The organism is Stenotrophomonas sp. YJH_SMC_119 (assembly GCF_059368315.1).
In genome coordinates this window covers 107,252-119,132 of record NZ_JCAFRP010000012.1, presented here as the reverse complement: position 1 = coordinate 119,132, position 11,881 = coordinate 107,252, and the positions used below count along the sequence as shown (strand labels likewise).

Annotated in this window: 11 protein-coding genes; 7 read left to right on the top strand and 4 right to left on the bottom strand. The window is 68.1% G+C overall.

Going from position 1 to position 11,881, the window contains the following annotated elements:
* Positions 1 to 13: 13 nt before the first annotated feature.
* The 6 genes from AC5P6S_RS16895 (at position 14) to AC5P6S_RS16870 (ending at position 6,252) form a co-directional block, all read left to right on the top strand.
* Positions 14 to 658, top strand: coding sequence for a histidine phosphatase family protein (locus AC5P6S_RS16895; RefSeq protein ID WP_005408242.1), 645 nt, complete (start codon positions 14 to 16; stop codon positions 656 to 658).
* A 40-nt stretch (positions 659 to 698) separates the two neighbouring features.
* Positions 699 to 1,970: a bifunctional tetrahydrofolate synthase/dihydrofolate synthase gene (folC, locus tag AC5P6S_RS16890; protein WP_059033280.1), complete on the top strand. Its 1,272-nt coding sequence runs from the start codon at positions 699 to 701 to the stop codon at positions 1,968 to 1,970.
* Positions 1,971 to 2,051: 81 nt separating this feature from the next.
* A complete protein-coding gene (locus AC5P6S_RS16885) occupies positions 2,052 to 3,095 on the top strand; it encodes an SPOR domain-containing protein (RefSeq protein ID WP_005408244.1) in 1,044 nt (347 codons plus the stop codon).
* A gap of 46 nt (positions 3,096 to 3,141) precedes the next feature.
* Complete coding sequence (locus AC5P6S_RS16880) at positions 3,142 to 3,921, top strand: CvpA family protein (protein WP_012479253.1); 780 nt, start codon at positions 3,142 to 3,144, stop codon at positions 3,919 to 3,921.
* Positions 3,922 to 3,951: 30 nt separating this feature from the next.
* Positions 3,952 to 5,418 (top strand): amidophosphoribosyltransferase, encoded by a 1,467-nt coding sequence (gene purF, locus AC5P6S_RS16875; RefSeq protein WP_005408246.1) that lies wholly within the window; start codon positions 3,952 to 3,954, stop codon positions 5,416 to 5,418.
* A gap of 9 nt (positions 5,419 to 5,427) precedes the next feature.
* A complete protein-coding gene (locus tag AC5P6S_RS16870; RefSeq protein WP_049395711.1) occupies positions 5,428 to 6,252 on the top strand; it encodes a ferritin-like domain-containing protein in 825 nt (274 codons plus the stop codon).
* Positions 6,253 to 6,320: 68 nt separating this feature from the next.
* On the opposite strand, the gene AC5P6S_RS16865 is transcribed toward AC5P6S_RS16870, so the two are convergent.
* Positions 6,321 to 7,778, bottom strand: coding sequence for a T6SS phospholipase effector Tle1-like catalytic domain-containing protein (locus AC5P6S_RS16865; RefSeq protein ID WP_414498597.1), 1,458 nt, complete (start codon positions 7,776 to 7,778; stop codon positions 6,321 to 6,323).
* Positions 7,779 to 8,003: 225 nt separating this feature from the next.
* On the opposite strand from AC5P6S_RS16865, the gene AC5P6S_RS16860 reads away from it, so the two are divergent.
* On the top strand, positions 8,004 to 9,257 hold the full coding sequence (locus tag AC5P6S_RS16860) for a M12 family metallo-peptidase (protein ID WP_060380297.1): 1,254 nt from the start codon (positions 8,004 to 8,006) through the stop codon (positions 9,255 to 9,257).
* An 87-nt stretch (positions 9,258 to 9,344) separates the two neighbouring features.
* Here AC5P6S_RS16860 and lpxH read toward each other — a convergent pair whose 3' ends face one another.
* From lpxH to AC5P6S_RS16845, 3 genes are all read right to left on the bottom strand, one after another.
* A complete protein-coding gene (lpxH, locus tag AC5P6S_RS16855; protein ID WP_049460293.1) occupies positions 9,345 to 10,091 on the bottom strand; it encodes a UDP-2,3-diacylglucosamine diphosphatase in 747 nt (248 codons plus the stop codon).
* A gap of 93 nt (positions 10,092 to 10,184) precedes the next feature.
* The gene (locus AC5P6S_RS16850) at positions 10,185 to 10,724 is read right to left on the bottom strand and encodes a phosphatase PAP2 family protein (RefSeq protein ID WP_005408251.1); all 540 of its coding nucleotides are present in this window, start codon (positions 10,722 to 10,724) and stop codon (positions 10,185 to 10,187) included.
* Complete coding sequence (locus AC5P6S_RS16845) at positions 10,705 to 11,850, bottom strand: glycosyltransferase family 4 protein (RefSeq protein WP_005408252.1); 1,146 nt, start codon at positions 11,848 to 11,850, stop codon at positions 10,705 to 10,707. The genes AC5P6S_RS16850 and AC5P6S_RS16845 overlap by 20 nt, the downstream gene beginning before the upstream one ends.
* Positions 11,851 to 11,881: the final 31 nt, after the last annotated feature.

The window sequence follows — 11,881 nt, the reverse complement described above, 5'->3', positions numbered from 1 at the left end:
ACCCCTTGCACGCATGCGCATCCTGCTTGCCCGCCACGGCGAAACGCCGTGGAACGCCGAAGGCCGCTACCAGGGCCAGATCGATATTCCGCTTTCGCCGATCGGTGAAGCCCAGGCCCAGGCACTGGGTGCCCGCCTGGCCTCGGTGGACATCACCCGTGCCGTCGCCTCGCCGCTGTCGCGCGCGCAGCGCACCGCGCAGCTGGCGCTTGGCGCCGCCCGCGCCGACATGCTGCTGACCGAGCCCGAGCTGCAGGAAATCGCCCACGGTGAATGGGAAGGGTTGCTGGCGAGCGAGATCCACGAGAAGGATCCGTCGCGCCTGCAGGCCTGGCGCGAGGAGCCGGATACGGTGTTGATGCCCGGCGGCGAATCGCTGCGCCTGGTGCTGGAGCGCAGCTGGCGTGGGCTGGCGCGTGCCACCGAAGGCCTCGGCGAGCACGACACTCTGCTGGTGGTTGCGCACGATGCGGTCAACCGCGTGATCCTGTGCAAGGTGCTGGGCCTGCCGCTTTCCCGCCTGTGGACCTTCCGCCAGGCACCGACCACGCTCAACCTGCTCGAAGGCGCCGACCTGGACAGCCTGGAAGTGGTGCGCCTGAACGACTGCGCCCACCACACGCCGTTCTTCGGCGAAGCCAAGCACCGCGCCCTCTGATCCATCCCCCGCATCAACTGCTTCTGCTGGAACCGCTGCCGTGACGAACACCCCGACCACCCTGGCCGACTGGCTGGACTACATTGAACGCCAGCACCCGGCGAGCATCGACATGGGCCTGGAGCGCGTGCGCGCCGTGGCCGCGGCGATGGGCCTGGGCGCGCCGGCCAAGCGCACCATCGTGGTCGGTGGCACCAACGGCAAGGGCTCAACCGTGGCCTTCATCGAAGCCATTGCACGCGCCGCCGGCTGGAAGGTCGGTGCCTACACCTCGCCGCACCTGCTGCGCTACAACGAGCGCGTGCGCATCGACGGCCAGGACGTGGACGATGCCGCGCTGGTCGCCGCGTTCAATACCATCGAAGCCGTGCGTGGCGAGATCACGCTGACCTATTTCGAGTACGGCACGCTGGCCGCGCTGCAGCTGTTCGCCGACGCCGGGCTGGACCTGGCGGTACTGGAAGTGGGCCTGGGCGGCCGCCTCGATGCGGTCAACATCGTGGACGCCGACGTGGCGGTGATCACTACCGTGGACATCGACCATGCCGAGTGGCTGGGCGAGGATCGCGAGGCGATCGGGACCGAGAAGGCCGGCATCATCCGCGGCTGGAAGCCGGTGATCCTGGGCGAGACCGATCCGCCGTCGAGCGTGCTGCGCCGTGCCTACCTGGTTGGCGCCAATGCGATCCGTGGTGGCAGCGACTATTTCTACGAGCCGATCGATGCGCAGCGTTGGCGCTGGCGCGATGTCGGCCTGCGCATGGAACTGCCGACCCCGGCGCTGGCCGGCCCGATCCAGCTGGCCAATGCGGGTGCCGCCATCGCCGCGCTGCGCGCGCTGGACAAGCCGGTGCCGCGTGCGGCGTGGGCCGCCGGTGTCGCAGCGGCACGCATTTCCGGCCGGCTGCAGGCATTCGAGCGCGATGGCGTGCAAATCCGCGTCGACGTCGGCCACAACCCGCAGGCGGCGGGCCAGCTGGCGCGTGCGCTGAAGGCCGAGGTCTCGGCCGGGCGCACCCTGGCGGTGTACGCCGCGCTGCAGGACAAGGACGCAGCGGGGGTGGTGCAGGCGCTGGAGGACGTGGTGGGCGAGTGGACCCTGGCCGGGCTGGAAGGCCCGCGCGGGCAGAGCGCCGCCCAGCTGCAGGCACGCCTGGCCGGCACCGCCGCCGCCACGGCGCTGCTGGCTGACAGCGTCGAACAGGCACTGGCGCAGGTGCTGGCCCAGGCCGAGCGCGGTGACCGCGTGCTGGTGTTCGGCTCCTTCCATACCGCTGCCGCCGCCCTGCAATGGCTGCAGGGCGATGCCTGATACGCGTTCAGCCAACGCCGACGCCGTCCGGTCCGGCACCCGTATAATCGATGCCAATCTCCGGACAGTTGCCTGCCTCACGTGGATACGCCTCTGAAACAGCGTCTGATTGGTGCCATCGTGCTGGTGGCACTGGCCGTGATTTTCCTGCCGATGCTGGTCAAGGGACCCGCACCGGACAGCGGCGTGGCCAATGTGCCGATCGCCGCGCCGGATGCCCCGGCCGATGGCCAGTTCGAAACCCGTGAGCTGCCCCTGGTCGCCCCGGCCGGTGGTGCCACCGGCCTGCAGACCGGGCAGGCCAAGCCGCTGCAGGACGCCGCCACGCCGGCCACTCCGCCGACCGTGGACACCTCGCCGACGGTCGCCGCCGGCAACTATGCGGTCACCTTCGGTGCCTACGGCAGCAAGGCCGACGCCGACGCGGTGATCGCCTACCTGAAGCGCTCGCAGCTGCCGGGCTTCGCCGAAACGGCGACCATCAACGGACGCCAGGCGTGGCGCGTGCGCGTGGGGCCGTACGCCGACCGTGCACAGGCCGAGGCCGCCCGCCTGCAGGCGGTGAAGATCCGTGCCGATGTGAAGGCCGAAGTGATCACCCTGGATGCCGCAGCGGACAGCAGCGCCCCGGTGGCAGCCACCCCGGCACCGGCTACGCCGAGCGCCAGTACCCCATCCGCCGCCACCGCGCCGTCGGCCAGCAGCAACCCGGTGCGCAGTGAAAGCCTGCCGCCGAGTACGCCGACTGCAACGACCACTCCGGCGGCCAAGCCCGAGCCGCCGAAGCCGGCGCCGAAGCCCGAAACCCCGAAGCCCGAGCCGAAGCCGGAGGCCACCGCCAGCAAGCCGGCAACGGCCCCGGCCACGCCGGCAGCACCGGCCGCCAGCGGCGTCGGCTTTGCCGTGCAGCTGGGCGCGTTCGGCCAGGCCAACGATGCCAACGCCCTGCGCGACAAGGTCCGCGCCGCCGGCTTCAGTGCTTTTGTCGAGCAGGTGCGCACCGAAAAGGGCACCCTGCATCGCGTCCGCGTCGGGCCGGTGGCCAACCGTGGCGATGCCGAGCAGCTGAAGGCGCAGGTTGCCGCCAAGGTCGGCGTGGCCGGCATGGTCCGACCGCACCCATGACCCACGCGCAGCCTCGTTGCCAGCGCCGCCGAAGGAGCGGGGCGCCATGATCGACGTGGTGCTGCTGATCGTGATCGCCGCCTCCACCCTGCTGGGGATGCTGCGCGGCTTCGTGGGAATCGTCATCGGCACCCTGTCGTGGCTGCTGGCCGCGTGGGCGGCCTTCGCCTTCGGCAATGACGCCGCCCATTGGTGGGCCGCCCCGGCGGCCCCCGGTGGCGAACACTTCGTCGGTGGCTACCTGGGGGTCGGCATCGGCGTGATGATCGTGGTTGCGGTGATCGGCATGGTCATCAAGGCTCTGGTCCACCGCAGCATGCTGACCAGCCTGGACCGCCTGCTGGGCGGGGTGCTGGGCGCCGTGCGGGGCGGCCTGATCGCCGCGATCCTGCTGCTGCTGGGCAGTTTCACCCCGCTGACTGCCGAGCCTTCCTGGCAGCGCTCGGCGGTGCGGCCACTGCTGAACCCCACCGTTGCCTGGATGAACAGCAAGCTGCCGCACTGGGAGGTTCCCGGGGCCGATCTGCTGCCCAAGGCCTTGCCGACCGACGCGCTGTCCCCATCTGCATTGATGGAGTTGGGCAAGAACGCAGGCGCCGGGTTGGGAAAGCCGGGCGCGGCAGGCGATAATGGCATCCTCAACCAGGTAGTGGCAGGCAGCGGATGGCTGCGGCCTGCGAAAGCGGAACAGGGCGATTCCTACGATCCGGCCGAAGTGCGTCCGGACGCCCCAGCACTGCCGGACAGTATCGAGCCGGGCGATCCGGCCAATGTCGACCGCAGGCGCGGCGACCACCGCGGCCAGGTACGGCCACCTTCCTTGTAACTGGGCACAGCCCAGCGGAGACCTCGCACCATGTGTGGCATCGTCGGAATCGTCGGCAACCAGAACGTCGCCGGGCAGTTGTATGACGGCTTGACCGTCCTCCAGCACCGTGGCCAGGACGCGGCGGGCATCGCCACCGCCAACGGCAGCCGCCTGCGCGTGCAGAAGGCCACCGGCCTGGTCCGCGATGTGTTCGATGCCCGCACCATGTCCACCCTGGAAGGCAGCGTCGGCATCGCCCACGTGCGTTACCCGACTGCCGGTTCGGAAGGCATGGACGAGGCGCAGCCGTTCTACGTCAATTCGCCGTACGGCATCGCGCTGGCCCACAACGGCAACCTGATCAATACCGAGGCGCTGCGCCAGCAGGTGTTCGAACAGGACCGCCGCAACGTCAACACCGATTCGGACAGCGAAGTGCTGCTGAACGTGTTCGCCTACGAACTGGAGCAGCAGCGCCAGCTGAGCCCGGAAGCCGCGATCCGCGCGGTGGCTGGCGTGCACCGCCGCTGCAAGGGTGGCTATGCAGTGGTCAGCGTGGTGCTGGGCCTGGGCCTGGTCGCCTTCCGCGACCCGCATGGCATCCGTCCGCTGGTGCTGGGCAAGCGCAGCCATGCCGAGGGCGACGAGTACATCGTGGCGTCCGAGTCGGCCGCGCTGGACGTGCTGGGCTTCCAGCGCGTGCGCGATGTGCAGCCGGGCGAAGCGCTGGTGATCACCGCGCGTGGCGAGCTGTTCTCGGAGATCTGCGCCGAGCCGGCCGAGCACACCCCGTGCATCTTCGAATACGTGTATTTCGCACGCCCGGATTCGATGATCGACAACGTGTCGGTGCACAAGGCGCGCATGCGCATGGGCATCAAGCTGGGCGAGAAGATCCTGCGCCTGCGCCCGGACCACGACATCGACACCATCATCCCGATCCCGGATACCTCGCGCGACGCTGCGCTTGAGATCTCCAACGTGCTCGGCGTGAAGTACCGCGAAGGCTTCATCAAGAACCGCTACATCGGCCGCACCTTCATCATGCCGGGGCAGGGCGAACGCGTGAAGTCGGTGCGTCGCAAGCTCAACCCGATCCACCTTGAGTTCCGCAACCGCGTGGTGCTGCTGGTGGACGATTCGATCGTGCGTGGCACCACCAGCCAGCAGATCGTGCAGATGGCCCGTGACGCGGGCGCGCGCAAGGTCTACCTGGCCAGCGCCGCGCCGCCGGTGCGCTACCCGAACATCTACGGCATCGACATGCCGGCGGCCGAGGAACTGGTCGCGCACAACCGCACCGTGGAAGAGATCGAAGCCCACCTGGGCTGCGACTGGCTGATCTACCAGGACCTGGAAGACATGGAAGCGGCAGTGAGCGAGGGCAATCCGGCGCTGCGCAACTTCGATTCGTCCTGCTTCAACGGCCACTACCCGACCGGCATTGAACCGGGCTACTTCGAGCGCATCCAGCAGCTGCGGTCGGACGACGCCAAGCACAAGCGCCGCGCCTGAGGACCAGGCGTGGTTGACGTACCCGACGTTGCTGGCGACCTGCTGCGCGCAGCGCAGCAGTGCCTGGCCGAAGCCGACCCGCTGCGCAAGGTTGCGCTGACCCAGGCCTACGCCGCTGCGTTCCGTGCCGGCCGCCTGAAGGTGGCTGCCGGCGCGCTACCGCCAGAGCCGATCCGCATGCCGGGCCGGCCGGCGCAGCTGGTGCTGGTGCACCCGCGCGAAGTGCCGCGGCGCGGACTGGGCGGTGTGGAAGGTCGGGCTGCCTTCATCCACGCCATCGCGCATATCGAACTCAACGCGATCGACCTGGCCTGGGACGCGGTGTACCGCTTCCGCGGCCTGCCGCCGGCATTCCATGCCGACTGGGTCAGCTGTGCCGACGACGAATCGCGGCACTTCATGCTGCTGCGGGAGCGCCTGCAGGTGCATGGCCACGACTACGCCGACTTCCCCGCGCACAACGGCCTGTGGGAAATGTGCGAAAAGACCGCGCACGATGGCCTGGCACGCATGGCGCTGGTGCCGCGCGTGCTGGAAGCGCGCGGCCTGGACGTGACGCCCGGCATGATCGAGAAACTGCGCAATGTCGGTGATGGCGAGACCGCCGATGTGCTGGAAGTGATCCTGCGCGAGGAAGTGGCACATGTGGCTGCCGGTTCGCGCTGGTACCGCTGGTACTGCGACCGCGCCGGCGTCGAACCGCGTGCACGTTTCAAGGAACTGCTGGTGGAGTACGCCGGCGGCTACCTGCACGGACCGTTCAACATGGAAGCGCGCCTGCTGGCCGGTTTCGACGCGGATGAGCTCGCCAACCTGGTCGAACAGGCCGGTTGAAGAAAAGGGGACGGAGGGGATTAAGTCGTTTGTGGCACAAACGACTTAATCCCCTCCGTCCCCTTTTTTCAGACGTTCGGCAACACCACGCGCTTGCCATCCACCGTCGGTCGGTTGATGTAGAACAGGCCGGGACCCGGCCGGTAGGGTAGTTCGCTGACGCCGGCATCGGCGGCGTAGGTCAGTGCGGTGTCGCCCAGTGCATCGAAGTTCCAGTGCGCCGACTGCATCAGGTAACGCCGGCGCAGCAGCGCCTCCTGTGTCTGCGTCAGCGGCTGTCCGGCCACCAGGCGCCGTGCGATCGGCTGCAGGGCGGACGGCAGCTCCCAGCCAGGAACCTCGGCGGCATTGGCGGTCCATTGCACGCCGGCGTCGATGGCCTGCTGCTGCATCACCTGCAGTGCGATCAGCTGGTAACGCCAGTCGATGCGCCGACGCAGCACCACCGCGGCGGTCACATACAGCGCCGGTGACAACAGCACGCTGCGGCTGCCGGCGCGACGCTGCTGCTGCCACTGGTGCCAGACATCCACCCAGACCTCCTTCTCACCCACGCCCAGCTGCTGGCGCCAGCGTTCGGCATCGGCCTGCGTTTCAGCGTAGACCGTGGTGGCCCGCAGCAACGCCAGTGGAGGGACCTGGTAGTCGGCAACCGCGGGGCGGCGCAACTGTTGCCGGCGCGGGCGGCTGAGCAGCTTGGGACCTTCTTCCAGCTGGTTGTAGCCACCGCCGATATTGGCGTGTACGCCGGGTAGGGCGATCTCGGCAAACGGCGGTGCCACGCTGGTCAACGGATAGTGCTGGCGATGTTCATCGCGTGCAGTGAGCTGCACGACGCGACCGGCGATGCCGCTGTGCAGGGCCAGCTGCGGCCGCTCATCGGCGCGGCCGCCATTGACTGCGACAACGGTGTCGAACAGCCCGATGAAGCGCAGCACCGGCGTGGCCGGGGCGAAGTTCGCAGTGCAGGACAGGCCGGCGGCCTGCAGCAGCTGGCGCCAGCGCACGCTGTCCCAGCCCTGCAGTTGGTTGGCGATGTCACGTGCGGCAGCAGCACCGCGTGAATAACCGAACAGGTCCAGCTGCACGCCATGCAGCGGTCGCTGCCAGCGTGCGGATAGTCCCGACAGTGCGGCCGGCAGCAGCACCTGCAGCGCGCGCTGCACTTTCGCGCGAACGCCACTGGCACCGATGCCGAAGGCCAGCCCGATCAGATCGTCGTCGGCATCATCGCGGGTACCCACGCCTTCGACATAGATCGACAGCGAGGGAGCGGCCATCGCATCACGGCGGCTGTCCGGATACAGCTGCTGCAGGCGCGCGATGTTGGTCAGGCCGTTGTCGTAGCTGCTGGTCAGCCGGCTCTGGTAGGTCGAATCATCGTCCGCGCGCAGCTGCGCCGGTCGAGGCTGCGGAACCTGCGGACGGCCGCGCGCCAGGTTGTGTGCGTTGTTGCGGGTGCCGTCGAAGAACAGGCCGATCCGCAGCAAGCCGACATCTTCGTCCGTGTCCTTCGCTGGTGCCATGTGCATTCCCCGTCGTGGCCGCGTCACGGTAGCGCGAAAGCGGTGTATTGGCGAAGTGTAGTGACGCTTTTGACCTTACTTAACGCAGATGCGGTCGATCACAGTTCCTGATTTTCATTCCCATCTTCTATTGAATTCACACGACCCGCGCAGGCCATATGGCCAAACCCGGCAAACCCGGGCGTGCTGCATCAACGCTGTTCACATCATTCAAGGAGCGACGCAATGTTGTCCAGATCGATTGGCAAAGCGGCAGGTGGCCTGGTGTTGGGTTTGTCGGTGGCGGCAGCCGCGCATGCGGCACCGTTGTTCGAACCGGTGACGGTCATCAGCCGGGCATCGGCCAACAGCGAGCCTGCACTCGGCAAGCTGCTGGCCACCCCGTCCACGGCGACGGTGCAGGAAGTGCGTGTCGACGCGGCGGCTACGGCGCAGCCGCAGCTGGAATTCGAGCTGCTCGGCAAACGGGTGCAGGCGGTGCGCAGCAAGGTCGAGGCGCTGCCCGATGGTGGCAGCATCTGGTACGGCCAGTTCCGTTCGCCGTCCGACCGGTTGACCGCCGCCACCTCCAGCGGCCAGGACGATCCGGGCAATTCGTTGATCCTGGTACGTTCGGGCGACACCATCACCGGTTCGATCCGCAAGGACGGCAAGCTTTATCGCCTGCGTCCACTGGGTAACCGCCACGTGCTGGTCGAGGTCGACGAATCGAGGATGCCAGCCGATCATCCGGCTGACTACAACCAGCTGCCGAAGATCCCGATGGCCGACAACGACCGCATCGGCATCGCGCAGGCCTCGTCCGGTAGCCCGGCCACCATCCGCGTGCTGGTGGTGGCGACCAATGCAGCGGTAGCGGCTTATGGCGGCAACATGCAGTCGCTGGTGCAGCTGGCGGTGGCCGAGTCCAACCAGGGTTACGTCAACAGCAACGTCGGCCTGACGCTGCAACTGGCCGGTTACGAGACCACCAACTACAGCGAGTCCGGTAACTTCACCACCGACCTGTCACGTTTCCGTGGTACCAGCGACGGCTACATGGACAGCATCCACACCAGCCGCAACACCACCGCGGCCGACGTCGGCGTGCTGCTCATCAACAACAGTGCCTACTGCGGCTTGGCCTCGGGCATCGGCTCGACCGCATCGACCGCCTTCGCGGCGGTGTACTGGGATTGCGCAACCGGCTACTACTCGTTCGCGCACGAGATCGGCCATCTGCAGAGCGCGCGGCATGACATCGCCACCGACTCGAGCACCTCGCCCTACGCCTATGGCCACGGCTATCGCTACGAGCCTGCCACCGGCACCGGTTGGCGCACGATCATGGCCTACAACTGCACCCGCAGCTGCCCGCGCCTGAACTACTGGTCGAACCCGAACATCAGCTACAACGGCATCCCGATGGGCAATGCCAGTACCGCCGACAACCAGCGCGTGCTGGTCAATACCAAAGCGACCATCGCGGCCTTCCGCTGAGGCCAGGCGCCGACCAGGCGCGGCGTCTACCCGGGCACGTGCACCTGCCCGGGTAGATGCCAACCTTGGTTGGCACCTTCGGACCCATCATTCGCGCGCGAGCGTATCCAGCGACCAGCCGCCGGCATCCACGCGCAGCACCGAACCCTGCTCGTACCAGTCGCCCAGCACGATGCGGGTGCAGGCACGGCCACCGGCCTGCAGCGAATGGATTGCCGGGCGGTGGGTGTGGCCATGGATCATGGTGTCCACGCCATGGCGCGCGAACGTGGCAACGACTTCGGACGGCGCCACGTCGGTGACGGTCTCGAACTGCGCGCGATCACCCTGCTTCATTTCCGACTGGCGGGCCTGGCTGGCTTCGCGCGCCTTCTGCGCGAACGCGATACGCGCTGCCAGTGGCTGTGACAGGAACTGTGCCTGGAACGCCGGGTCACGCGTCTGTGCACGGAACTGCTGGTAGGGAATGTCATCGGTGCACAGCAGGTCACCGTGCTGCAGCAGCACCGGGCGACCGTAGAGGTCGATCATGCACGGGTCGGGCAGGATGCGCAGGCCGGCACGGCGCGCGTAGTCCTCGCCAAGCAGGAAATCACGGTTGCCGCGGATGAAGTACACCGGCACGCCGCTGTCGGACAGCACCTTCAGTGCATCGGCCACTGCGTCGGCGGCGGGCGAGGGCGTGTCGTCACCGATCCAGGCTTCGAACAGGTCGCCGAGGATGTACAGCGCATCGGCGCCGGGCGCCTGCTCGCGCAGGAAGCGCAGGAACAGGTCGGTGATCTCCGGACGGCTGGGGTCCAGGTGCAGGTCGGAAATGAACAACGTGGTCATGCGGGCATTCTAGGGCATCAACGATGACGGTAGCGCCGCCGGCATCGTGGGGATCAGATCCCTCCCCGAAGCAAAACGGATCTGACCCCGGGGCTACACCGGCAACGGCAACCAGGCCAGGCTGGCCGAGGCCAGCCCGATGGCGATGCCGGTGGCGGCCAGCACATCGGACGGGTAGTGCAGGCCGAGTACCACCCGCGACAGCGCCACGCCCGCGGTGAACGGCACCAGCAGTGGCGCCAGCCACGGGTAATAGGCCAGCGCCACGATGGTGAACGACACCGCGTGCAGGGTATGCCCGGAAGGGAAGCTGAACTCGTCCAGCGGTGCCACCCAGGCACGGATGCGCAGGTCGGCGGCATACGGGCGCGGGCGCCGGGTCCAGCGCTTGAGGCCCTTGTACAGCAACAGCGCGGCCAGGCCGGTGGCGGCCATGTGCACCGATGCGCGCAGGCCGTCGAAGCCATCAAGCAGCACCAGGGCGCCCATCAGCACATACCAGAACACGCCATCACCGAGCCGGCTGATGACCGCGAACAGGCGGCGCACACGGCGGCGGCGGCAGTAGTGGTTGGCCCGCCGGCACAGGCGTGCTTCGCGGTCGGCCAGCAGTTCAAGCCGCGTTGTGCGCATGGCCGGTCCTCCGCGACTGGGCCAGTTCGGCCAGCAGGGCGTCGAATTCCGCCACCACCTGCTGCGGATGCAGGCGCTTCATGGCGCGTGCGGCGTTGCTGCCCAGCACGTGGCGCTGCGCGTCATCCGCGGCCAGTTGCACGGCCGCGTCGATGAACTGCTCGTCGTTGTCCACTGCGGCGCCATTCTCGCCATTGCGCAGGTACTCGCGCGCAGCGCCGTAGTCGAAGGCCACCGTTGCCACGCCGCTGGCCATGCTTTCAAGGGTCACGTTGCCGAAGGTCTCGCTGCGGCTGGGGAACAGGAACAGATCGCCGCTGGCGAAATGACGTGCAAGCGCATCGCCACGCTGGACGCCGCAGAAGATGAAGTCGGGATTTTCATGCGCCAGCTTTTCGCGGGCCGGGCCATCGCCCACCCACACGAAGCGGGCCTTCGGACGGATCTGCTGCAACCGACGGAAGGCCTTCACCGCCAGCCCGAGGTTCTTCTCCGCGGCGATGCGGCCAACGTAGATCGCCACCAGGCCGTTGCCGTCCACGCCCCACTCTTCGCGCAGGGCAGGGTCACGACGGTTCGGATCGAACTGCTGGCTGTCGACCGCGCGCGCCAGCAGGCGCACGCGTTCGAAGCCCTGTTCGCCGAGGAACTGCTGCAGTTCGCGGGTGGGTACCAGGGTTGCATCGGCCTGGTTGTGGAAGCGGCGCATCCAGCGCATCGCGGCGGCCTGCAGCCAGGCCACGCCGTAGTCGGGCAGGTACTCGTCGAAGCGGGTGTGGAAGCCACTGGCCACCGGGATGCCGAGGCGCCGTGCGGTGCGCACCGCCGACCAGCCCAGTGGGCCTTCGGTGGCGACATAGACGGCATCCGGGCGTTGCTGCTGCCAATGGCGACCGAGCCGGATCGGTGCCGGCATGCCGAAGCGCAGGCCGGGGTAGCGCGGCAGGGCGGCGCCGGGAACCAACAGGGTGCCCGGTGCGGAGTCCAGCGCTTCGTTGGCCTGGCGGGGCCGGATCAGGTCGATCTCATGGCCGGAATTGCGCAGTCCCTGCTCCAGCCCCTGCACGGTGAGGGCAACGCCGTTCACTTCCGGCGGATAGGTCTCGGTGACGATGGCATAGCGCATGGCGGGCCTCCGGGTTTCCGGCATGCTCGGG

Excerpts from the sequence above, each read along its gene's own strand:
- AC5P6S_RS16895 (WP_005408242.1), top strand. The coding sequence starts at position 14 with ATGCGCATCCTGCTTGCCCGCCACGGCGAAACGCCGTGGAACGCCGAA.
- AC5P6S_RS16880 (WP_012479253.1), top strand. The coding sequence starts at position 3,142 with ATGATCGACGTGGTGCTGCTGATCGTGATCGCCGCCTCCACCCTGCTG.
- purF (WP_005408246.1), top strand. The coding sequence starts at position 3,952 with ATGTGTGGCATCGTCGGAATCGTCGGCAACCAGAACGTCGCCGGGCAG.
- AC5P6S_RS16865 (WP_414498597.1), bottom strand. The coding sequence starts at position 7,778 with ATGGCACCAGCGAAGGACACGGACGAAGATGTCGGCTTGCTGCGGATC.
- AC5P6S_RS16860 (WP_060380297.1), top strand. The coding sequence starts at position 8,004 with ATGTTGTCCAGATCGATTGGCAAAGCGGCAGGTGGCCTGGTGTTGGGT.
- lpxH (WP_049460293.1), bottom strand. The coding sequence starts at position 10,091 with ATGACCACGTTGTTCATTTCCGACCTGCACCTGGACCCCAGCCGTCCG.
- AC5P6S_RS16850 (WP_005408251.1), bottom strand. The coding sequence starts at position 10,724 with ATGCGCACAACGCGGCTTGAACTGCTGGCCGACCGCGAAGCACGCCTG.
- AC5P6S_RS16845 (WP_005408252.1), bottom strand. The coding sequence starts at position 11,850 with ATGCGCTATGCCATCGTCACCGAGACCTATCCGCCGGAAGTGAACGGC.